At 56.2% G+C, this 22,000-nt stretch carries 18 protein-coding genes and 1 pseudogene; 10 read left to right on the top strand and 9 right to left on the bottom strand.

What is annotated here, in order from left to right:
- Nucleotides 1-93: 93 nt before the first annotated feature.
- The 4 genes from K5I40_RS21270 to ghrB all read left to right on the top strand — a co-directional run bounded on the left by K5I40_RS21270 (nucleotide 94) and on the right by ghrB (nucleotide 4,152).
- Entirely contained in the window at nucleotides 94-843 is a 750-nt protein-coding gene (locus K5I40_RS21270; protein WP_223075541.1) for a sugar phosphate isomerase/epimerase, read from the top strand.
- Between the two features lie 4 nt (nucleotides 844-847).
- Nucleotides 848-1,786, top strand: coding sequence for a sugar kinase (locus tag K5I40_RS21265; RefSeq protein ID WP_223075540.1), 939 nt, complete (start codon nucleotides 848-850; stop codon nucleotides 1,784-1,786).
- An 83-nt stretch (nucleotides 1,787-1,869) separates the two neighbouring features.
- Nucleotides 1,870-3,150, top strand: a complete 1,281-nt coding sequence (locus K5I40_RS21260) for an MFS transporter (RefSeq protein WP_039031140.1) — start codon at nucleotides 1,870-1,872, stop codon at nucleotides 3,148-3,150.
- Nucleotides 3,151-3,177: 27 nt separating this feature from the next.
- The gene (gene ghrB, locus K5I40_RS21255; protein WP_223075539.1) at nucleotides 3,178-4,152 is read left to right on the top strand and encodes a glyoxylate/hydroxypyruvate reductase GhrB; all 975 of its coding nucleotides are present in this window, start codon (nucleotides 3,178-3,180) and stop codon (nucleotides 4,150-4,152) included.
- 55 nt (nucleotides 4,153-4,207) lie between these two features.
- Here the strand turns inward: ghrB and cspA are convergent, their stop codons facing one another.
- Both cspA and K5I40_RS21245 read right to left on the bottom strand, forming a co-directional pair.
- Entirely contained in the window at nucleotides 4,208-4,420 is a 213-nt protein-coding gene (gene cspA / locus K5I40_RS21250) for an RNA chaperone/antiterminator CspA (protein WP_032615822.1), read from the bottom strand.
- Nucleotides 4,421-4,689: 269 nt separating this feature from the next.
- Nucleotides 4,690-5,400, bottom strand: a complete 711-nt coding sequence (locus K5I40_RS21245; RefSeq protein WP_039031142.1) for a DUF3053 domain-containing protein — start codon at nucleotides 5,398-5,400, stop codon at nucleotides 4,690-4,692.
- 332 nt (nucleotides 5,401-5,732) lie between these two features.
- On the opposite strand from K5I40_RS21245, the gene K5I40_RS21240 reads away from it, so the two are divergent.
- On the top strand, nucleotides 5,733-6,023 hold the full coding sequence (locus tag K5I40_RS21240) for an HTH-type transcriptional regulator (protein WP_039031143.1): 291 nt from the start codon (nucleotides 5,733-5,735) through the stop codon (nucleotides 6,021-6,023).
- Nucleotides 6,024-6,059: 36 nt separating this feature from the next.
- Here the strand turns inward: K5I40_RS21240 and K5I40_RS21235 are convergent.
- The 4 genes and pseudogenes from K5I40_RS21235 to K5I40_RS21220 all read right to left on the bottom strand — a co-directional run bounded on the left by K5I40_RS21235 (nucleotide 6,060) and on the right by K5I40_RS21220 (nucleotide 11,348).
- A pseudogene (locus K5I40_RS21235) lies at nucleotides 6,060-7,678 on the bottom strand (ATP-binding cassette domain-containing protein).
- A 232-nt stretch (nucleotides 7,679-7,910) separates the two neighbouring features.
- Nucleotides 7,911-9,980 (bottom strand): glycine--tRNA ligase subunit beta, encoded by a 2,070-nt coding sequence (gene glyS, locus K5I40_RS21230; RefSeq protein WP_223075537.1) that lies wholly within the window; start codon nucleotides 9,978-9,980, stop codon nucleotides 7,911-7,913.
- A gap of 9 nt (nucleotides 9,981-9,989) precedes the next feature.
- A complete protein-coding gene (gene glyQ, locus K5I40_RS21225; protein WP_003860141.1) occupies nucleotides 9,990-10,901 on the bottom strand; it encodes a glycine--tRNA ligase subunit alpha in 912 nt (303 codons plus the stop codon).
- A gap of 159 nt (nucleotides 10,902-11,060) precedes the next feature.
- The gene (locus K5I40_RS21220; RefSeq protein WP_375540655.1) at nucleotides 11,061-11,348 is read right to left on the bottom strand and encodes a YsaB family lipoprotein; all 288 of its coding nucleotides are present in this window, start codon (nucleotides 11,346-11,348) and stop codon (nucleotides 11,061-11,063) included.
- A gap of 198 nt (nucleotides 11,349-11,546) precedes the next feature.
- Here K5I40_RS21220 and K5I40_RS21215 point away from each other — a divergent pair, with 198 nt between their 5' ends.
- A complete protein-coding gene (locus K5I40_RS21215) occupies nucleotides 11,547-12,542 on the top strand; it encodes an acyltransferase (protein WP_138370858.1) in 996 nt (331 codons plus the stop codon).
- 112 nt (nucleotides 12,543-12,654) lie between these two features.
- On the opposite strand, the gene xylB is transcribed toward K5I40_RS21215, so the two are convergent.
- Entirely contained in the window at nucleotides 12,655-14,109 is a 1,455-nt protein-coding gene (gene xylB / locus K5I40_RS21210) for a xylulokinase (RefSeq protein WP_223075536.1), read from the bottom strand.
- 59 nt (nucleotides 14,110-14,168) lie between these two features.
- The gene (xylA, locus tag K5I40_RS21205; RefSeq protein WP_138370856.1) at nucleotides 14,169-15,491 is read right to left on the bottom strand and encodes a xylose isomerase; all 1,323 of its coding nucleotides are present in this window, start codon (nucleotides 15,489-15,491) and stop codon (nucleotides 14,169-14,171) included.
- A 371-nt stretch (nucleotides 15,492-15,862) separates the two neighbouring features.
- On the opposite strand from xylA, the gene xylF reads away from it, so the two are divergent.
- From xylF to xylR, 4 genes are all read left to right on the top strand, one after another.
- The gene (xylF, locus tag K5I40_RS21200; protein WP_039031150.1) at nucleotides 15,863-16,855 is read left to right on the top strand and encodes a D-xylose ABC transporter substrate-binding protein; all 993 of its coding nucleotides are present in this window, start codon (nucleotides 15,863-15,865) and stop codon (nucleotides 16,853-16,855) included.
- Nucleotides 16,856-16,925: 70 nt separating this feature from the next.
- A complete protein-coding gene (locus tag K5I40_RS21195; protein WP_138370855.1) occupies nucleotides 16,926-18,467 on the top strand; it encodes a xylose ABC transporter ATP-binding protein in 1,542 nt (513 codons plus the stop codon).
- Nucleotides 18,445-19,626 (top strand): xylose ABC transporter permease XylH, encoded by a 1,182-nt coding sequence (gene xylH / locus K5I40_RS21190; protein WP_223075535.1) that lies wholly within the window; start codon nucleotides 18,445-18,447, stop codon nucleotides 19,624-19,626. Before K5I40_RS21195 ends, xylH begins: the two co-directional genes overlap by 23 nt.
- A gap of 42 nt (nucleotides 19,627-19,668) precedes the next feature.
- On the top strand, nucleotides 19,669-20,847 hold the full coding sequence (gene xylR / locus K5I40_RS21185) for a D-xylose utilization transcriptional activator XylR (protein ID WP_039031153.1): 1,179 nt from the start codon (nucleotides 19,669-19,671) through the stop codon (nucleotides 20,845-20,847).
- Between the two features lie 35 nt (nucleotides 20,848-20,882).
- On the opposite strand, the gene K5I40_RS21180 is transcribed toward xylR, so the two are convergent.
- A complete protein-coding gene (locus K5I40_RS21180) occupies nucleotides 20,883-21,707 on the bottom strand; it encodes a protein bax (RefSeq protein ID WP_072036702.1) in 825 nt (274 codons plus the stop codon).
- Nucleotides 21,708-22,000 lie beyond the last annotated feature (293 nt).

The following is a 22,000-nucleotide window of genomic DNA, read 5'->3' as shown; positions in this document are numbered from 1 at the left end:
GTGATGGCGATCATAAATCCAGCATACTGAACTTTTCTTTGGAACCGGTTCCATCTAGCGTAAAGAGTATCAGCTACGTGATGGAGTCCGCCGATGGGCAGAAAAATTATTGTCGTCACCGCCGCCTATGGCGCTGACAAGGTACGTGAAGCAGGGGGCCAGCGCGCCATGCTGCACGTGATCGCCGGAGCAGGCGCCGACGGCGTCGAGATCCGCCGGGAGTTATTCAGCGATGCCGAGCTGGCATCCTTACCCACGCTTGCCGGATCCATTGAACTGCTCGGCCTGCTGGCCTGCTATTCCGCCCCGGATGCCCTGTTTACCCCGGATGGCGCTCTCAACCCGATGCTACCCCGCTACCTTGCCGAAGCCGCGACGCTCAACGCCCTGTGGCTGAAAGTCTCCCTTGGTAACTTCAGCGACAAGCAGCAGCTTGACGCGCTTCGTGCCCTGCTGGATGAGACCGGCATGACGCTGGTGGTAGAAAACGACCAGACCCGTTGCGGCCAGCTGGCGCCGATGCAGCGCTTCAAAGCGGCCTGCCGGGTGATGAATCTCCCGGTCACGCTGACGTTTGATATGGGCAACTGGCTGTGGGTGGGCGAATCCCCGGAAGAGGCCGCGAAGCATCTGGCTCCTGCGGTGAGCTATATCCACGTTAAGGCCGCCGTCCCGCATAAGCAGCAGTATCGCGCCGTGCCGCCGGACAACAACAGCGCCCGCTGGCAGGCCCTGCTGGAACAACTGCCCGCCGATGTGCCGCGTGGGATCGAGTTTCCTCTTGAAGGGCCAGACCTGACGGCTGTCACCCGTCACTACGTCAATTTGCTGCGTGAGGAGTAACGCGATGCCGAATGCTCTGGATGTCATCACCATTGGTGAAGCTATGGCCATGTTTGTGGCTACCCACACCGGCGACTTAAGCGAAGTCGACCACTTTATGAAGCGCGTTGCGGGCGCGGAACTGAACGTTGCCACCGGGCTGGCGCGCCTTGGCCTGAAGGTGGGCTGGGTGAGCCGCGTCGGCAATGACAGCTTCGGCCAGTTCGTGCTCGACACCCTGAAAAAAGAGGGCATCGACACCGCAGGCGTGACCCTGGATGGACGCTACCCCACCGGTTTTCAGTTGAAATCGAAAGTCACGGATGGAACCGATCCCACTGTGGAGTATTTCCGCAAAGGCTCTGCTGCCAGCCATCTGTCAGTGGAAGATTTCAATCCGATCTGGTTTACCGCGGCAAGGCATCTGCACCTGAGCGGCGTGGCGGCGGCGTTGTCCACCAGCTCTTACGCCCTGCTCGATCGCGCGGCGGGGGCAATGAAAGCTGCGGGCAAAACCATTTCATTCGATCCGAACCTGCGTCCGGTGTTGTGGAAGAGCGAAGCGGAGATGGTGGAAAAGCTGAACCACCTCGCCTTCCAGGCCGACTGGGTGTTACCCGGCCTGAAGGAGGGCTTCATCCTGACCGGAGAAAAAACGCCGGAAGGGATCGCTGATTTTTATCTGAACAAGGGCGTGAAAGCCGTGATCCTGAAAACCGGTGCCGATGGAGCCTGGTATAAAACCGCCGACGGCGAGCAGGGTGCGGTGGCGGCGGTGAAGGTCGAGAACGTTGTCGATACCGTCGGCGCGGGTGACGGCTTTGCGGTGGGCGTGGTCAGTGCTCTGCTGGAAGGCAAAACGCTGCATCAGGCCGTCACGCGCGGCAATGTTATTGGTTCGCTGGCGATTCAGGTTCAGGGCGACAGCGAAGGACTCCCTACCCGGGAACAGTTAGGGGAATAAATCCCCTCTCGGGAATAAACAAACAAACCACCCTGTACCCTACAGACAGCGGTGGTCATTTCCTCAACCACAGAGGCAAGCCTATGAACAGTGCAACAAACGCAGTAAAACGCTGGTGGTACATCATGCCCGTCGTGTTTATCACGTACAGCCTGGCGTACCTTGATCGTGCGAACTTCAGCTTCGCGTCTGCCGCAGGCATTACGGAAGACCTGGGGATCACCAAAGGCGTCTCCTCGCTGCTGGGCGCCCTCTTCTTCCTCGGTTACTTCTTTTTCCAGATCCCCGGCGCAATCTATGCCGAACGCCGCAGCGTGCGCAAACTGATCTTCATCTGCCTGATCCTCTGGGGTGCCTGTGCGTCACTCACCGGGGTAGTGAATAACATCCCGGCGCTGGCGGCCATTCGCTTTATTCTCGGCGTGGTGGAAGCGGCGGTAATGCCGGCGATGCTGATCTACATCAGCAACTGGTTTACCAAATCCGAACGGTCGCGTGCCAATACTTTCCTTATTCTCGGCAACCCGGTCACGGTACTGTGGATGTCGGTGGTCTCCGGGTATCTGATCCAGTCCTTCGGCTGGCGCGAGATGTTCATTATTGAAGGCGTTCCGGCGGTGATCTGGGCTTTCTGCTGGTGGGTGCTGGTCAAAGACAAACCGGCCCAGGCCAAATGGCTTTCGGAAGATGAAAAAGCGGCCCTGCAGGCGCAGCTGGATAAAGAGCAGCAGGGTCTGAAAGCGGTGCGTAACTACGGCGAAGCCTTCCGCTCCCGCAACGTGGTGCTGCTGTGCATGCAGTACTTCACCTGGAGCATCGGGGTTTACGGTTTTGTGCTGTGGCTGCCGTCCATCATCCGTAGCGCGGGCGATAACCTCGGCATGGTCGAGGTGGGCTGGCTCTCTTCCGTGCCGTATCTGGCGGCAACCATCGCCATGATTGTGGTCTCCTGGGCGTCGGATAAACTGCAAAACCGCAAGCTCTTCGTCTGGCCGCTGCTGCTGATTGCTGCCTGTGCCTTTATTGGTTCCTGGGCGGTGGGCGCAAACCACTTCTGGATCTCTTACACCCTGCTGGTGATCGCCGGTGCCGCCATGTATGCCCCGTACGGTCCGTTCTTTGCCATCATCCCGGAAATGCTGCCGCGTAACGTGGCGGGTGGCGCAATGGCGCTGATCAACAGCATGGGTGCGCTGGGTTCATTCTTTGGTTCATGGTTCGTGGGGTATCTGAACGGAGTGACCGGCGGCCCGTCGGCCTCGTACATCTTTATGGGGGTGGCGCTTTTTGCCTCAGTGTGGCTTACTTTGATTGTTAAGCCTGCTAATAATCAAAACATTCCCGTCGGCGCACGCCACGCCTGAACCCTTTTAAAATCAACGGAGATTAGCATGAAGCCGTCCGTCATTTTGTATAAAGCCCTGCCTGATGCGTTACAGCAGCGCCTTGAAGATCATTTCACCGTTACCCGGGTCAACAACCTGAGCCCGGAGACGGTGCAGCAGCATGCTGAGGCGTTCGCCGATGCTGTCGGGCTGCTCGGCTCCAGCGAAAAAGTGGATGCCGCGCTGCTGGAGAAAATGCCTGCGCTGCGTGCAACCTCAACCATTTCGGTGGGCTATGACAACTTCGACGTCGATGCGCTGAATGCCCGCAATGTCGTGCTGATGCATACGCCAACCGTACTCACCGAAACCGTGGCGGATACACTGATGGCGCTGGTGCTCAGCACCGCGCGTCGCGTGGTGGAAGTGGCCGAGCGCGTTAAAGCCGGGGAGTGGACCAAAAGCATCGGTCCGGACTGGTTCGGCACCGACGTGCATGGCAAAACGCTGGGTATCGTTGGCATGGGCCGCATCGGCCTGGCGCTGGCCCAGCGCGCCCACTTCGGTTTCAACATGCCGATTCTGTATAACGCGCGCCGCCAGCATAAAGAAGCCGAGGAACGTTTTAACGCCCGCCACTGTGACCTGGATACCCTGTTGCAGGAAGCGGACTTTGTCTGCCTGATCCTGCCGCTGACGGATGAAACTCACCATATGATCGGCAAAGCGCAGTTTGAGAAGATGAAGAAGTCCGCCATCTTTATTAATGCGGGACGCGGGCCGGTAGTGGATGAGCAGGCGCTGATTGCGGCGCTGAAAAACGGCGAGATCCACGCGGCGGGGCTGGATGTGTTCGAGCAGGAGCCGCTGCCGGCCAGCTCAGAGCTGCTGAAGCAGCCTAACGTGGTGGCGCTGCCGCACATTGGCTCTGCCACGCACGAAACACGCTACAACATGGCGGCCTGTGCGGTGGATAATCTGATCGACGCCCTGCAGGGCAAGGTTGATAAAAACTGCGTTAATCCGCAGGCAAAACCCTGAACGAAAAAAACCCGCCAGAGGCGGGTTTTTAAATTCTTTTAGCTGAGTTGGAAGCTTACAGGCTTACAACGTTACCAGCTGCTGGGCCTTTAGCGCCGCTTTCGATGGTGAAGGAAACTTTCTGACCTTCGTCCAGAGATTTGTAGCCATCGTTCTGGATAGCAGAGAAGTGTACGAACACGTCTTTTGAGCCATCGTCAGGAGTGATGAAGCCGAAACCTTTATCAGCGTTGAACCATTTTACCAGACCAGTCATTTTACCAGACATAGAGATTACCTTTTAAAAATTTGTTTTGCCTTCCGGCGCGATGATGGAATGTGTTACAGATTTTTAAGCGATGAAGGAAGGGTCACTACGAAGGGTATCTAAGGATAACGCATCTGGACTGCTTTACTAAACTGCTTTAGGTCTGTGTAACAAACCGACGGGGTGTATTAAGACATAGTTAGCGGATCAAAGACAAGCTTTATTTTCTGAGAACATAAAAAACCCGCTTTTCAGCGGGGTTTTTATTCATGCAATCTGGACGTCTGACGTTATTCCGTGGCGGCCATCGCCGCGCCCCACGCCTGGCTGAACGCCTGGTGCTGCGCTGCCAGCGGCCCAATCAGCGCATTGTACTGGCTGGCCTGCTGCGAGGTCGGGAACTGAATGCCGTTAGAGACAAAGCTCACCTGGGTGCCTTGCTGCGAAATAAAGTCCGCCACCTGCACCAGCTGCTGCGTGAAGATCTGCGCGGCCGGAATCAGCGGCTGCAGCGCATCGGCAGGTTTGGTCACGACCTTGTCATACACTTTGTCGAACACAGGTTTCAGATCGTCGCCCTGCTTCAGCGCGGAGTGCGCGCCATCAGCCTGCATTTTGGCGTTTTGCAGCTGCTGGCCCAGCACACCCAGTGCGCCGTTTGACTGGCTCAGCGGCTCACGCTGGGTCACATAATCCTGCGGCACGCGAATCGCATTCACGCTGTCCACCACCGGACGCAGACCGGCGTCCATCGCCTGATTCACCTGCTGTGAATAGCCATACAAAATCGCATAGTCAGAAACGAAGGGACCAAACTGTTTTTTCTGATCCGCAGTCAACGTTGGCAAACGCTCGCCGCTGCGCATCGCAGTATTTTGCAGGAAATCGATAAACGCTTTGCGTTGATCGCCTTCCTTATCGAAACACCCACTCAGGCTCACTACCATTAACAACGCCGCAAGCGGCGCAAACCAGCGAGAGCAGGGCTTTCCTGTCGCCATTGTTATTACTCCTTTCACCCAAAAAAGCGCACACCGGCACACGCGTGCCCAACGGTGACAAGAATAGTCCAGGTCAGGCCGGCAAGATACTCTTTTCATGTAAAACGACTATTGCCATATAAATTCTTACGATTTACAAAAAAATACCTGGTGCTATGGCGCTACTGAATAATCAAGTCATTAGCATAGTTAATCGCTTCGAAAAACCCGCCAGCGAAACGTATCTCTGACAATTAATCACGCACGTTACGATCTCCTGTGAGTTTTAGCGACTATTCTTAAATTGCTCTCTATGTTCACGATCCCGCAGTGTGATTTAAGAGGAGTTCTCAATGGAATTAAAAGATCCTATGTTCGATCTGTTAAGCAGTCTGGAGCAGATTGTTTTTAAAGATGTACCGCAGACGGTTGCCCTTAAGCAAAAGTCTAACCCCTTTACGGAATTTGAGCGCTTACGCAAAGGGACAGGGATGAAAACTGATGATTTCGCCCGAGCAATGGGTGTCAGCGTAGCGATGGTTCAGGAGTGGGAATCGAAAAGAGTGAAGCCCTCCATGACCGAGCTGAAGCTGATGAGTCTGATTCAGGCTAACCCGGCACTCCGCAAGCAGTTGACTGAATAGTTTTGATTTAGCCCCCGCATTTGCGGGGGTTTGTGTTTACCGTCTTTCACCGCGCCACTCCCCGTCCAGCCACACCAGTTCATGCGTCAGCTTCAAGCCATCCAGAAAAGCCTCGTCATGGGACACCACCAGCAGTGCGCCTGCAAAGCCTGCCAGCGCCGCCTCGATAGCCGTTGTGGAGGCCAGATCCAGGTGATTGGTGGGTTCATCGAGCAGCAGGAGCTGCGTCGCCTCTTCCCGCCACAGCACGCAGGCTAACGCCGCTTTTAAGCGCTCGCCGCCGCTGAGGGCTGAGAGCGGAAGCGTAACCCGATCGGCACCCAGTTGAAGCTGAGCCAGGCGGCTGCGCAGCACCCCCTCCTCCAGCGGCGTGTTATGCAGATTGAGATGGGAGATAACAGATTGCGACAGATCCAGCTGGGATAAATGCTGGTCGAGATAGGCCACGTTGACCGACACCCGGCAGGAACCGGCAATGGGCTCGCATTCGCCGAGGATCGCTTTCAGCAGGGTGGATTTCCCGCAGCCGTTCGGCCCGCGCAACGCCACCCGCATCGGCCCATTCATACGCCAGTTGAGCGGCGCCATCGTGACGTGCGGCAGCAACATCTCTTCAAGCACCAGCACCTGCTTGCCCTCTGCCACCTGGCTGCCCGGCAGGGTAAACATCACCGGGTTATCCTCCTCCACCCGATCCCGCGCCTGGTTAACCGCCGCGTTCAGCGCATCCTGCTGGTCATGATGCTGTTTGCGCCATGCGCCCGGGCGCTCCTTTGCCGCCCCTTTATATTTGACGCGCTCAAAGGAGGCGATATTGAGCGTGTCGACCGTGCGCAGGGTTTTCGCCGAACGGCGCAGGCTGTCGTCATGCTCCTTTTGCTGACGTGCGCGGGTGCGTTTACGCTCGGTCGCTGCATGCTCCAGCGCCGCACGGGCAGCCTGCTGCTCCGCATTCCGCTGGCGCTGATAGTCCGCGTAATTTCCGCCGTAACTGTGCAAACCGGACGCGCTGAGTTCCAGAATGCGCGGCACCTGACTCAGCAGCTCACGATCGTGTGAGGCGATCAGCACGCCGCCGGTCTGGCGGGCAAGCTGGGCGTAAAACCACGCCCGCCCCTGCCGGTCGAGGTGGTTGGTGGGCTCATCCAGCAAAAGATAATCCGCGTTCGCCGTAAACGCGCCGCACAGCAGGGCGCGAACCCGCTCGCCGCCGCTCAGTTCAGAGGCCAGCCTGTCGGGCTCAAACGCCGGAAGCCCGGCCCTGATAAATGCCTCGCTCAGCCGTTCGGCTAAGTCCCAGTAACCGTCCAGACACTCCAGATCCTCGGGCAGATACTCCCCGCTGTCGATGCGTTTGCGGGCCGCGAAGATAGCCTCGTAGCCAAGCAGTTGCGCCAGCGTGGTGTGCGGGGAGATATCGTGCTGTTGCGCCACATAGCTGTGCGTGCCGAAGCGTTCGATATGGCCGCTGGCGGGTGTGTCCAGACTGGCCAGCAGACGCAGGAGACGGGTCTTGCCGCTGCCGTTACGGCCCACCAGGCGCACAGCGCCGGCTCAAGTGATAAATTCAGCGGACCAAAAAGGGTATCGCCTGTCGGAAACTGGCAGGTGACCTGATGCAAAATAAAAGAAGGGGACTGCGCAAAATGAGCCATAAGCACTCCTGAATGAAATCAAAACATCCCCTGCCGACGCGGTGGCGTTTAGCAAGGATCGAAATTCATCAGTCGTGGTTGTTCATTTTTGGGGGGCGCTCCAGGGGGAGAAAGTTAACGGGGACCAGAATAACGGTTTTTTATTGACCGTTTCAACCATAAAAAAACCCGCCGAAGCGGGTTTTAGCATCTGTAGGCCCGTGCAGGCATAGCGCCGCCGGGCATTCGCACCTTACTGCAGCAGCGAAATATCCGCCACGCGCAGGAACAGCTCGCGCAGTTTTTCGAGCATGGAGAGACGGTTAATACGCAGATCTTTATCCTCTACGTTTACCATCACTTTCTCGAAGAAGGCGTCGATGACATCACGCAGTTCGGCCAGTTCCACCAGCGCTTCCTGGTAGCGACCTTCCGCGAAGACCGGCTCCAGCTTGTCGCGCAGCACCACAACCTGCATCGCCAGGGCGATCTCTTCCGGCTCTTTCAGCGTCGCGGCGTTAACGCGCTCGTTCAGCTTCTCATCGGACTTGGCCAGGATGTTGGAGACACGCTTGTTGGCCGCAGCCAGCGCCGATGCCGCTTCCAGGGTACGGAAGTGGGACACCGCCTTCATACGTGCATCGAAGTCTGCCGGACGGGTCGGACGACGCGCCAGAACGGCCTGAATGGTGTCGACGGTATAGCCTTCGTCCTGATACCAGGCACGGAAACGGCCCAGCATAAAGTCGATGACGTCATCCACCACCTTGGCGTTGGTCAGCTTCTCACCGTACAGACGCACCGCTTCTTCAGTCAGGGTCTGCAGATCCAGGTTCAGGTTCTTCTCAACGATGATACGCAGCACGCCCAGCGCAGCACGACGCAGCGCGAACGGGTCTTTATCGCCTTTCGGATGCTGTCCGATACCGAAGATACCCGCCAGGGTGTCCATCTTATCGGCAATCGCCACCGCACAGGCAACCGGGTTGGACGGCAGATCGTCACCGGCAAAGCGCGGCTGATACTGCTCATTCAGGGCCACGGCAACGTCTTCCGCTTCGCCATCGTGGCGCGCGTAGTGCATGCCCATCACGCCCTGGGTGTCGGTAAATTCGAACACCATGTTGGTCATCAGGTCGCACTTGGAGAGCAGGCCCGCGCGGGTAGCGTGGTTAACGTCAGCCCCGATTTCACGGGCGATCCAGCCGGACAGCTCCGCGATACGATCGGTCTTGTCGCGCAGCGTTCCCAGCTGTTGCTGGAACAGCACGGTTTGCAGGCGTGGGAGGTGATCTTCCAGGCGTTTTTTACGGTCGGTATTAAAGAAGAACTCCGCATCCGCCAGACGCGGGCGAACCACTTTCTCGTTACCGGAGATGATCTGGATCGGATCTTTGGATTCGATGTTCGCCACGAAGATGAAGTTCGGCAGCAGCTTGCCGTCGTTGGCGTAAACCGGGAAGTACTTCTGGTCGCCCTTCATGGTGTGAACCAGCGCTTCGGCCGGAACGGCGAGGAATTTCTCTTCGAACTTCGCGGTCAGGACCACTGGCCATTCCACCAGCGAGGTCACTTCTTCCAGCAGGCTGTCGCTCAGGTCAGCGTTACCGCCAATCTTACGTGCCGCTTCTTCCGCGTCCGCTTTAATACGGGCTTTACGCTGTTCGTAGTCAGCAATGACTTTACCGCGTTCCAGCAGGATTTCAGGGTACTGATCGGCGTTATCGATGGTGAACTCCGGCTCGCCCATAAAGCGGTGGCCGCGGATCACGCGATCGGATGCGACACCCAGAATGGTGGCAGGAATAACGGTATCACCCAGCAGCAGGGTCACGGTGTGAACCGGACGCACGAAGTGCACGTCGCTTGCGCCCCAGCGCATCAGTTTTGGAATTGGCAGCTTCGCCAGCGACGTGGCGATCATGTTCGGCAGCAGCGCTTCTGCGCTTTCGCCTTTCACGTGGGCGCGATAGAGCAGCCATTCGCCTTTGTCGGTGGTCAGACGCTCGGCCTGGTCAACGGTGATCCCGCAGCCACGTGCCCAGCCTTCTGCCGCTTTGCTCGGTTTGCCTTCAGCGTCAAACGCCTGGGCAATCGCCGGGCCGCGCTTTTCTACTTCGCGATCGGGCTGGGAAGCGGCCAGATTTGCCACTTTCAGCGCCAGACGACGCGGAGCAGCAAACCACTCAATTTTGCCGTGTGCGAGGCCAGCATTGTCCAGCTCCGCGGTGACGTTCGCAGCAAAGGATTCCGCCAGGCTGCGCAGGGCTTTTGGTGGCAGCTCTTCGGTGCCGATTTCCACCAGGAAAGTTTTATCAGACATGGCCGCCTCTTATTTGTTTCGGTTGCACATCGGGAAACCAAGGGCTTCACGGGACGCGTAGTAAGCTTCTGCAACGGCTTTGGTCAGGGTACGAATACGCAGAATGTAGCGCTGACGTTCAGTGACGGAGATCGCTTTACGGGCGTCCAGCAGGTTGAAGCTGTGGGCGGCCTTCAGAATACGCTCGTAGGCTGGCAGCGGCAGCGGAGTTTCCAGCGCCAGCAGCTGCTGGGCCTCTTTCTCGTACTGCTCGAAGCAGGTGAACAGGAAGTCCACGTCCGCGTATTCGAAGTTATAGGTGGATTGCTCCACTTCGTTCTGATGGAACACGTCGCCGTAGGTGGTTTTACCCAGCGGGCCGTCGCTCCAGACCAGGTCGTAAACGCTGTCTACGCCCTGAATGTACATGGCCAGACGTTCCAGACCGTAGGTGATTTCACCGGTGATCGGTTTACATTCAAGACCGCCAACCTGCTGGAAGTAGGTGAACTGCGTCACTTCCATACCGTTCAGCCACACTTCCCAACCCAGACCCCAGGCACCCAGCGTCGGGTTTTCCCAGTTATCTTCCACGAAACGAATGTCGTGAATGGTCGGATCCATACCCAGCTCTTTCAGCGACCCGAGGTACAGCTCCTGAATATTGTCCGGAGACGGCTTAATCACCACCTGGAACTGATAGTAGTGCTGTAAGCGGTTCGGGTTTTCACCGTAGCGACCATCGGTCGGGCGGCGGGATGGCTGTACATAGGCGGTTGCCATCGGCTCTGGCCCCAGTGCACGCAGGCTGGTCATCGGGTGTGAGGTGCCGGCGCCCACTTCCATGTCCAATGGTTGAACGATGGTGCAGCCCTGGCGAGCCCAGTAATCCTGTAAGGTCAGGATCAGGCCCTGGAAGGTCTTAGTATCAAACTTTTGCATAGGATTTCGTGCTGGATACGTGTGGTTTTAAATGGAAGGGTTCAGTATACCCGCTGAGTGCAAGATATACAGTACGAAACGGGGTTGTTTAGGGAAAATTGGGAAATAAGCATAGCTGACAGCGCCCTGCAGACGCAGCCAGCTCGTTACGCGGCGCTATTAGCGCATCGAAAGGTGTAAAAAATGGCCGTCTGCGTCGAAAGAACAGATGAAACTCTCATTGCGGGCAGTAAAGCCCTGCATTTCATAGCTGCCCTGAAACTGCTCGAAGGCGGTGACGTCTATCTTTTGCGCGCCGGTATTGTAGCGCTGAGCCGCCCGATCCTTACACAGCTGTTCCATATCCAGCGAACGCACCGGACTGACTTTTTTGGTTTGCGCTTTTTGCGCCGGGGACGTCTCCTGAGCCGCGCAACCGGCCAGTAACGCCGGAAGCAGAAGCAACATCGCGCGTATCATCATTTATATTACCGCCCTGTGCTGTGGCTGTTATTTTTAATATCTAAACTTTATAGAGTATGGCCCGGCATTCTGCGAATCTCACCGTTCCGGCACAAGCAGGACGATGCAAACTCAGAATTTTCCAACGAGCGTCTGAATCAATATCACGGTCAGACTCTTTTTAATGCGTAAACAGAGGGATGGATGCAGGACAAAATTAACTGGATTGATAATTTGCGGGGGATCGCCTGTTTGATGGTGGTAATGATCCATACCACCACCTGGTACATTACTAATGCCCCGAGCATCAGCCTCGTTAACTGGGATGTTGCCAACGTTCTCAACTCTGCCTCGCGTGTGAGCGTACCGCTGTTTTTCATGATCTCCGGCTATCTCTTTTTTGGCGAACGGAGCGCGCAGCCGCGCCACTTTTTACGCATCGGCCTCTGTCTGCTGTTTTACAGCACCGTGGCGTTTCTCTATATCGTGCTGTTCACGTCCATTAACAGCGAGCTGTCGCTGAAATACCTGCTGCAAAAACCGGTGTTCTATCACCTGTGGTTTTTCTTCGCCATCATCGTCATTTACCTGCTCTCCCCGCTGCTGCAGGTAAAAAGCGCGAGCGGCAAAATGCTGTTGGCGCTAATGATCGTTATCGGCATCGTGGCGAATCCCAACACGGTCTCGCAAAAAATTGGCGGATTTGAGTGGCTACCGATCAATCTCTATATCAACGGCGACACCTTTTATTACGTGCTGTACGGCATGCTGGGCCGCGCGCTGGGCATGATGGATACCCGCAGACGCTGGATGAATGTTCTTTGCGCCGCCCTGTTTATTGCCGCGGTCGCCGTTATCTCCCGCGGTACGCTGCACGAACTGCAGTGGCGCGGCACCTTCGCCGATACCTGGTACCTCTACTGCGGTCCGATGGTCTTTATCTGTGCCGTTGCACTCTTTACGCTGGTGAAAAACACGCTTAATACACGCCCCCTGCCGCTGCTGGGGTTAATTTCACGTAACTCGCTTGGGATCTACGGATTTCATGCGCTGGTGATCCACGCCCTGCGCACCCGTGGCGTGGAGTTAAAAAGCTGGCCGCTGCTGGATATCGTCTGGATCTTCTCGATCACGGTGGCGGTTAGCCTGCTGCTGTCGATGCTGCTACAGCGGATTGATACGCGCAGGTTTGTCAGTTAGATGCGGCTTGTTTGCCCGGCGGCGCTTCGCTTGCACGGGCCTACAAAACTTCGCTTGCCGCGCAAGCAACGATCGTAGGCCGGGTAAGGCGAAGCCGCCACCCGGCGCAGTTTCACGACATCAGTGGCAGAAGCTGCTGATAGATCTTGCGGAACACTTCGCGACGTTCGGCATAGCGAGCATGCCTGACGGGGTCCGGGGTGTGCTGCTGTTCCAGCGCCAGCTGTGGCAACAGCTCTGACAGCGGCTTACCCGGATTCATCGCAATCTGCGCCAGACGTGCAGCTCCCAGCGCAGGCCCGACATCCCCGCCGGTACGGTAATCCAGCTTCTGCCCGCTGATATCCGCGAGCATCTGCCGCCAGTAAGGGCTGCGTGCCCCCCCGCCAATCAGCGTAATGCTGGTCGGCTGTAGCCCGCACTCATGCACCACATCCATGCCATCGGCCAACGCATAGCCCACCCCTTCGAGGACGGCGCGCGCCAGTTCGGCCGGGCCGTGCTGATGGGTTAAGCCAAAAAACACCCCTTTTGCCTGGGGGTTGTTATGCGGCGTGCGCTCGCCGGAAAGATAAGGAAGGAACCAGAGGGTACCCGCGTTTTCATCGGCCTGCTGTGCGGCATCGAGCAGAGCCGGCACGCTCTCTAGCCCGGTCAGCTTCGCCGCCCAGTCCAGACACGACGCCGCGCTGAGCATCACCGACATCAGATGCCATTTCCCCGGTAACGCATGGCAGAAGCTGTGTACCGCGCTGTCAGGATTACTGCGATAGCCGTCGCTCACGGCGAAATAGACGCCGGAGGTGCCCAGCGAGAGCATCGCCTGTCCGGCATCGGCCATACCCACGCCAACCGCGCCCGCAGCGTTATCTCCGCCACCGGCCACGACCGGAACGGCGGGCATATTCCACTGTTCAGCCACCGACGGCAGCAGCGCGCCGGTCTGCTCACAGCCTTCGAACAGCGCGGGCATATGGTCGCGGGTGAGATGGCAGGCTTCGAGCATTGTCTCGCTCCAGTCGCGTTTTGCCACGTCGAGCCACATCGTGCCTGCGGCATCGGACATATCGCTGGCGTACTCGCCGGTGATACGCAGACGCAGATAATCTTTTGGCAGCAGCACCTTCGCCACCTGGCTAAAAATCTCGGGTTCATGACGCTGGACCCACAGCAATTTCGGGGCGGTAAAGCCCGGCATCATCAGGTTGCCGGTGATCTCACGCGAGGTCGGCACCCGCTCTTCCAGCAGGGCGCACTCTTCAGCGCAGCGGCCATCGTTCCATAGAATCGCCGGGCGCAGGACGCGGTTGTCCTTATCCAGCAGCGTGGCGCCATGCATCTGTCCGGCAATCCCCAGCGCTTTCACTTCGCGCAGGGAGTGTTTCTCGCCAAGCGCTTTCAGGGCGCGATCCGTGGCCAGCCACCAGGCTTCAGGATCCTGTTCAGACCAGAGCGGATGTGGCCGTGAAACGTGCAGTTTTTCTGTTTGCGTTGCCAGCACCTCGCCCTGTTCATTTAACAGAATGGCTTTCACACCCGACGTGCCAAGATCGATCCCGATATACATGCCCTGGGCTCCTTAAAAAATGTAGGCCGGGCAAGCGAAGCGCCGCCCGGCAATACCTGTCACTTATCAAACAGGTAATGATTCACCAGGTTTTCCAGCAGCTCCTGATGACCGCTCTGGTGCTGCGGCGCCAGGTTATGCTGTTCAGCGTACTTCGCCAGCTCGGTAAGCGATAACTGGCCTTTCAAAATTTGCTGGCCCAGCTCACTGTTCCAGCCGCCGTAGCGTTTCGCTACGCGCTTATCCAGCTCGCCATCTTCAATCATGCGGGCAGCCACTTTCAGCGACAGCGCCATGGTGTCCATGGCCCCAATATGACCATAGAAGAGATCGTACTTATCGGTACTCTGACGGCGCACTTTGGCGTCAAAGTTCAGGCCACCGGTGGTAAAGCCGCCCGCTTTGATAATTTCGTACATCACCAGCGCATTCTCTTCCACGCTGACCGGGAACTGGTCGGTATCCCAGCCCAGCTGCGGATCGCCGCGGTTGGCATCCACGGAGCCGAAAATGCCCAGCGCGATAGCGGAGGCGATCTCGTGATGGAACGAGTGACCAGCCAGGGTCGCGTGGTTGGCTTCGATATTCACTTTGATCTCTTTTTCCAGCCCGAACTGCTTCAGGAAGCCGTACACCGTCGCCACGTCGTAGTCGTACTGATGCTTGGTCGGCTCCTGCGGTTTCGGCTCGATCAGCAGCGTGCCCTGGAAACCGATCTTGTGTTTATGCTCCACCACCATCTGCATGAAGCGGCCAATCTGCTCACGCTCCTGGCGCAAGTCGGTGTTCAGCAGCGTTTCGTAACCTTCACGCCCGCCCCACAGCACGTAGTTTTCCCCGCCCAGCTTGTGGGTGGCGTTCATCGCCGTCACCACCTGGGTGGCCGCCCAGCTGAACACTTCCGGGTCCGGGTTAGTGGCAGCGCCTGCGCCATAGCGTGGATGGGTAAAGCAGTTGGCGGTACCCCACAGCAGCTTCACGCCGCTCTGCTGCTGTTTTTCGCCCAGCACATCGACCATTTGCGCAAAGTTATTCAGGTACTCTTTCAGCGATGCGCCTTCCGGTGAGACGTCCACGTCGTGGAAACAGTAGTAAGGCACGTTCAGCTTATGGAAGAACTCAAAGGCGACATCCGCTTTACGCTTCGCCAGCTCCAGCGCTTCGCCTGGCTGCTGCCATGGACGGTCGAACGAGCCCACGCCAAACATGTCGGCACCGTTCCAGCAGAAGGTGTGCCAGTAGCAGGCAGCGAAACGCAGGTGATCTTCCATGCGCTTGCCCAGCACCAGCTCGTCCGGGTTGTAATGACGAAACGCTAAAGGATTAGAGGATTTCGGGCCTTCATAACGAACGCGCTCGAGTTGATCGAAATAAGCTTGCATATTGAGCTCCATAATCAGGGGTGCGGCGAAAAGTAGATACTGGAGTAATAGTGAATAGTGATCGCAGGTTGCTCAATTACGTTATTTCACACTGCTATTGAGAGAATGCACAAACGTGCGCTGGCTCGCAAAATCAATTTGCGGACAAACGAATTTCACAGCGCAAATTCCATAATCATGTGTAATTAAGAAGTTATGTAATTTAAAATTCGATCGCGGTCATAAATTCGAAAATAAACCAAATATCATAACGAGAAGATAAAAATCTGTAATTGCCAGCCTGCCATTCCCCGTTAAGAATTTGCTACGTCTCTTGCAATGATTGTTTCTTTTATCTCAGCAACCTAACCCTACAAAAAGGCAATACAATTATGAAGATAAAGAACCTGTGCCTCACTCTTTGTGCATCGCTGCTGCTGGCGAGTACGGCGAGTCATGCAAAAGAAGTCAAAATCGGCATGGCGATTGATGACCTCCGTCTGGAGCGCTGGCAAAAAGATCGCGATATTTTTGTCAATAAGGCAGAGGCATTAGGTGCAAAAGTTTTTGTACAATCTGCCAATGGCAATGAAGAAACGCAGATGTCGCAAATCGAAAATATGATAAACCGCGGCGTCGATGTGCTGGTTATTATTCCCTATAACGGCCAGGTTTTAAGTAACGTGGTAAAAGAGGCCAAACAAGAAGGCATTAAAGTGCTGGCCTATGACCGCATGATTAATAATGCGGATATCGATTATTATATTTCCTTCGACAATGAAAAAGTCGGTGAATTACAGGCGCAAAGCCTGGTCGCAAAAGTGCCGCAGGGTAATTACTTCCTGATGGGTGGCTCACCGGTAGACAACAACGCCAAACTCTTCCGCGCCGGACAGATGAAGGTGCTGAAGCCCTATGTTGATGAGGGCAAAATCAAGATCGTTGGCGACCAGTGGGCGGACGGCTGGTTACCTGAAAACGCATTGAAAATTATGGAAAACGCCTTAACCGCCAACAATAACAAAATCGATGCCGTGGTGGCTTCTAACGATGCAACCGCTGGCGGCGCCATTCAGGCACTCAGCGCCCAGGGGCTGGCCGGAAAAGTGGCGATCTCCGGGCAGGATGCAGACCTGGCCGGGGTGAAACGCATCGTGGCGGGCACTCAGACCATGACCGTGTATAAGCCGATCACCGAACTTGCCACCACCGCGGCGGAAATTGCCGTTGAGCTGGGCAATGGCCAACAGCCTAAAGCAGACGCCAGCTTAAACAATGGCCTGAAGGATGTACCATCCCGTCTGCTCACCCCTATCGAAGTCAATAAAGAGAACATTGACGCCACCGTTGTGAAAGACGGTTTTCACAAAAAGAGCGAACTGTAATCCATTATCGCCCCCGCTTTGCGGGGGCGCATCGACTTGTACCGTTTTCACCGGGTCATGCGGGGCAGTTATGTCTTATTTACTTGAAATGAAAAGTATCACCAAAGCGTTTGGCGCGGTGAAAGCCGTCGACAACGTCAGCCTGCGCTTAAACCCCGGCGAGATCGTGTCGCTGTGCGGCGAAAATGGCTCGGGCAAATCCACCCTAATGAAGGTGCTGTGCGGCATCTATCCTCACGGCAGCTACGAGGGTGAGATTGTTTTTTCCGGCGAAACGCTGCAGGCCACGCACATTCGCGACACCGAGCGCAAAGGGATCGCCATCATTCATCAGGAGCTGGCGCTGGTGAAGCATCTGACCGTGCTGGAGAATATCTTCCTCGGCGCGGAGATCGCCCGTCATGGCGTGCTGGATTACGACACCATGACCCTGCGCTGTGAAAAGCTGCTGGCGCAGGTGAGCCTGGCGATCTCCCCCGATACCAGGGTGGGCGATTTAGGTCTGGGGCAGCAGCAGCTGGTGGAGATCGCCAAAGCGCTGAACAAGCAGGTGCGCCTGCTGATCCTTGATGAACCGACAGCCTCGCTGACGGAACAGGAAACCGCGGTATTGCTGGACATCATTCGTGACCTGCAACACCACGGGATTGCCTGCATTTATATCTCGCACAAGCTCAACGAAGTAAAAGCGATTTCGGACACGGTGTGCGTCATTCGCGACGGGCAGCATATCGGCACCCGCGAAGCGCAAGGGATGAGCGAGGACGACATTATCACCATGATGGTGGGACGTGAGCTCACCGCCCTCTACCCGAATGAGCCTCATACCCTGGGGGAAGAGGTGCTGCGCGTGGAGCATCTTACCGCCTGGCACCCGGTGAATCGCCATATCAAACGGGTGAATGACGTCTCCTTCTCGCTGCATCGCGGGGAAATCCTTGGCGTTGCCGGGCTGGTCGGTGCCGGACGCACCGAGGCCGTACAGTGCCTGTTCGGCGTCTGGCCCGGTCGCTGGGAAGGCAGCATCTTTATTGATGGCAAGCCGGTTGAGATTAAAAACTGTCAGCAGGCCATTGCCCAGGGGATCGCGATGGTGCCGGAAGACAGGAAAAAAGATGGCATCGTGCCGGTCATGGCGGTGGGCAAAAATATCACCCTTGCCGCCTTAGATCAGTTCAGCGGCAAGCTGAGCAGCCTCGATGACGCTGCGGAACAGCACTGCATTCTGCAGTCTTTACAGCGGCTGAAAGTCAAAACGTCCTCGCCGGAGCTGGCGATTGGGCGTCTGAGCGGTGGTAATCAGCAGAAGGCGATCCTCGCCCGCTGCCTGCTGCTCAATCCGCGCATCCTGATCCTCGATGAACCCACCCGCGGGATCGATATCGGTGCCAAATATGAAATCTATAAGCTGATCAACCAGCTGGTCCAGCAGGGTATCGCCGTGATTGTCATCTCCTCGGAGCTGCCCGAAGTGCTGGGTCTGAGCGACCGGGTCCTGGTGATGCACGAAGGAAAACTGAAAGCCAACCTGATAAACCAGAACCTGACGCAGGAACAGGTGATGGAAGCCGCACTAAGGAGCGAACGCCATGTCGAAAAGCAACCCCTCTGAGTTAAAGGTTACGGCACCCGCGCCGGGCCTGTTTTCCGGGCTGAAATCGCTCAATCTGCAGGTATTCGTCATGATTGCCGCCATTGTGGCGATCATGCTGTTCTTCACCTGGATGACCGATGGCTCTTACCTCAGCGCGCGTAACGTCTCCAACCTGCTGCGCCAAACCGCCATTACCGGCATTCTGGCGGTCGGGATGGTGTTTGTGATTATCTCTGCGGAAATCGACCTCTCCGTGGGCTCGATGATGGGCTTGCTTGGCGGCGTGGCGGCGATTTTCGACGTCTGGCTGGGCTGGCCGCTACCGCTGACTATCGTAGTCACCTTGCTGCTTGGTTTACTGCTCGGCACCTGGAACGGCTGGTGGGTGGCCTACCGCAAGGTGCCGTCGTTTATCGTCACGCTGGCGGGGATGCTGGCCTTCCGCGGCATCCTGATCGGCATCACCAACGGTACCACCGTCTCTCCTACCAGCGCATCCATGTCGCAGATTGGTCAGAGTTATCTCTCCGGCGGCGTCGGTTTTACCCTGGGCGCGATTGGCCTGATGGCATTTGTCGCCTGGCAGTGGCGCGGCAGACTGCGCCGTCAGACGTTAGGCTTAGCGACTACACCGTCCACCTCTGTCGTCGGGCGTCAGGCGTTAACGGCGATAATTGTCCTCGGCGCGATCTGGCTGCTGAATGACTACCGTGGCGTGCCGACCCCGGTACTGCTGCTGGTTCTGCTGCTGCTGGCGGGAATGTTTATGGCTACCCGCACCGCCTTTGGTCGTCGGATCTATGCCATTGGGGGCAACCTCGAAGCCGCACGTCTGTCCGGTATCAATGTTGAACGCACCAAGCTGGCTGTCTTTGCTATCAATGGCCTGATGGTTGCCGTGGCGGGTCTGATCTTAAGCTCGCGTCTGGGTGCGGGTTCACCGTCTGCCGGGAATATTGCCGAACTCGACGCCATCGCCGCCTGCGTCATCGGCGGAACCAGTCTTGCCGGGGGGATCGGCAGCGTCGCCGGGGCGGTCATGGGGGCATTTATAATGGCGTCGCTGGATAACGGAATGAGTATGATGGACGTCCCGACATTCTGGCAATATATCGTCAAGGGTGCCATTTTGCTGCTGGCGGTATGGATGGATTCCGCAACCAAACGGCGCGCCTGAGGATGCTCTATCATCTGTCACTGATTCTGGAAAAATAGCGCCATGTTTGAGAAGCGTCACCGCATTACGTTGTTATTCAATGCCAACAAAGCTTACGACCGCCAGGTAGTCGAAGGCGTTGGAGAATATTTGCAGGCGTCGCAATCCGAGTGGGATATTTTCGTCGAAGAAGATTTCCGCACGCGAATCGAAAATATCAAAGACTGGCTGGGCGACGGCGTCATTGCGGATTTTGACGACGCCGTTATCCAGCAAATGCTGGTCGATGTCGACGTCCCTATCGTCGGCGTCGGCGGCTCTTACCATAAGCCGGATAACTACCCTGCCGTTCACTATATCGCGACCGACAACCATGCCCTGGTAGAGAGCGCGTTTCTTCATCTCAAAGAAAAAGGGGTTCACCGCTTCGCCTTTTATGGCCTGCCCGCGTCCAGCGGTAAACGCTGGGCTGCGGAACGGGAGTATGCCTTCTGCCAGCTGGTGGCAAAGGAGAAGTATCGCGGCGTGGTTTATCAGGGGCTGGAAACGGCACCGGAAAACTGGCAACACGCGCAGAATCGTCTCGCCGACTGGTTGCAAACCCTGCCGCCGCAGACCGGTATTATCGCCGTGACCGATGCCCGTGCCCGTCACGTGCTGCAGGTATGCGAACATCTGCATATCCCGGTGCCGGAAAAGTTGTGCGTCATTGGGATCGATAATGAAGAGCTCACCCGCTACCTGTCACGCGTGGCGCTGTCGTCCGTAGCCCAGGGAACACGTCAGATGGGCTATCAGGCAGCCAAGCTGCTGCACCGACTGCTGGATAACGAAAATCTGCCCCTGCAGCGTCTGCTGGTGCCGCCGGTCCGCGTTGTGGAGCGGCGCTCAACCGATTACCGTTCGCTGAACGATCCGGCCGTCATTCAGGCGATGCATTACATTCGTAACCACGCCTGCAAAGGCATCAAAGTGGATCAGGTGCTGGATGCGGTAGGCATTTCTCGTTCAAACCTGGAGAAGCGCTTTAAAGAAGAGGTGGGGGAGACGATTCATGCGGTTATTCATGCGGAGAAACTGGAAAAAGCCCGCAGCCTGCTGATTTCGACGTCGCTGTCTATTAACGAGATTTCGCAGATGTGCGGTTATCCATCGCTGCAATATTTCTATTCGGTGTTTAAAAAAGAGTATGACACCACGCCGAAAGAGTATCGCGACCGCTACAGTGAAGTGCTGATATAAAAAAAGGCCTTCCGGATGGAAGGCCTTTTTTACGATTACATATGTGCGGCAATTAAGCGCTGGTTATCCTGGTACATCGCAAAGAGATAGTTGTTATAGCGCTGGCCCTGGGTTGAGTAACCTTTCAGCTTATGGATCATGTTGCTCGCCGTCACTTCCTGGTCTGCTTTACGCAGCTGCGCACGAGACTTACGGAAGGATTTGTAAGCGGGGTGCGTGTTCAGGTTCACAACATACGCATTCACGGAATCTTTTACCGATTCAAACTGTGAGTAGCCTTTCACTTTGCCCGGCGCATTGTTACAACGACCTTTCGCACATTTCATGCCGAAGAGGTTGTTATTACTGCGTGCGAGCTTCGAGGTACCCCAGCCACTTTCGGCTGCAGCCATCGTTGCGACCATGCTGCCTGGAATAATATCTACGCGCTCTAACAGTGAGTTCCACGGCACACGACGCGTGTTTCCGTTCCAGCTCACCTTATAGCGTTTTGATATTTCTTTCAGGCGCGTGCGTTCTGATGGCGACCAGCGGCTATCGTACTGTTTGGAGATCAACCAGTTACGATCCGCAGTAATCGCGGCATTTTGACTTGTTATGTAAGGCATTACCGTCCGGAGAAACGCTTTTTTCCTTGGTGTCCCGGAAGGGTATTTTCGCAAATCAGGAAGTGAACTACTCTTTGCACTATTGCGAGAATACTCTTGTTTACTGCTAACCTTACTACTTGTCGTCTTTATGACGTGGGCTTTCTTACTCGTTGTATCCGTGTGCGTCTTCGCAAGCACCTCACCAGAAATTGCCATGGTGAGTAACATGAGTATCGCGGCCCCATATCGTCGAATGGGAGTCGATATCATTAGGTCTCCTGGTCGGATAGAAACATTCCAACACCTTATTTTTTTCGTAAAATGAGAGGCGAATCTCAGATCCTAGCAAAAATAGACGAGAAGAGCATCCAAAGAAATAGTCCAAATCCGAAACCCTGTCACCTGAAATTCGCTCGCTTAAGCATCATTTTCATCAAAATGTGCTCAATATCGCAGTAAAACAGCGTAATAAGCGTGAGATCACTCACCCTCTTTGCTCCTCCCTGCGCGTTAGCGCCAGGGGATGAGTTTGCCCACTAAAATAGATGGCAAACTGAGCAAAA

Source organism: Leclercia sp. LTM14, from assembly GCF_023736175.1.
GTDB lineage: Bacteria > Pseudomonadota > Gammaproteobacteria > Enterobacterales > Enterobacteriaceae > Enterobacter > Enterobacter barmai.
Note: the sequence above shows the minus strand (reverse complement) of the source record. Positions and strands in the feature narration are given on the sequence as shown.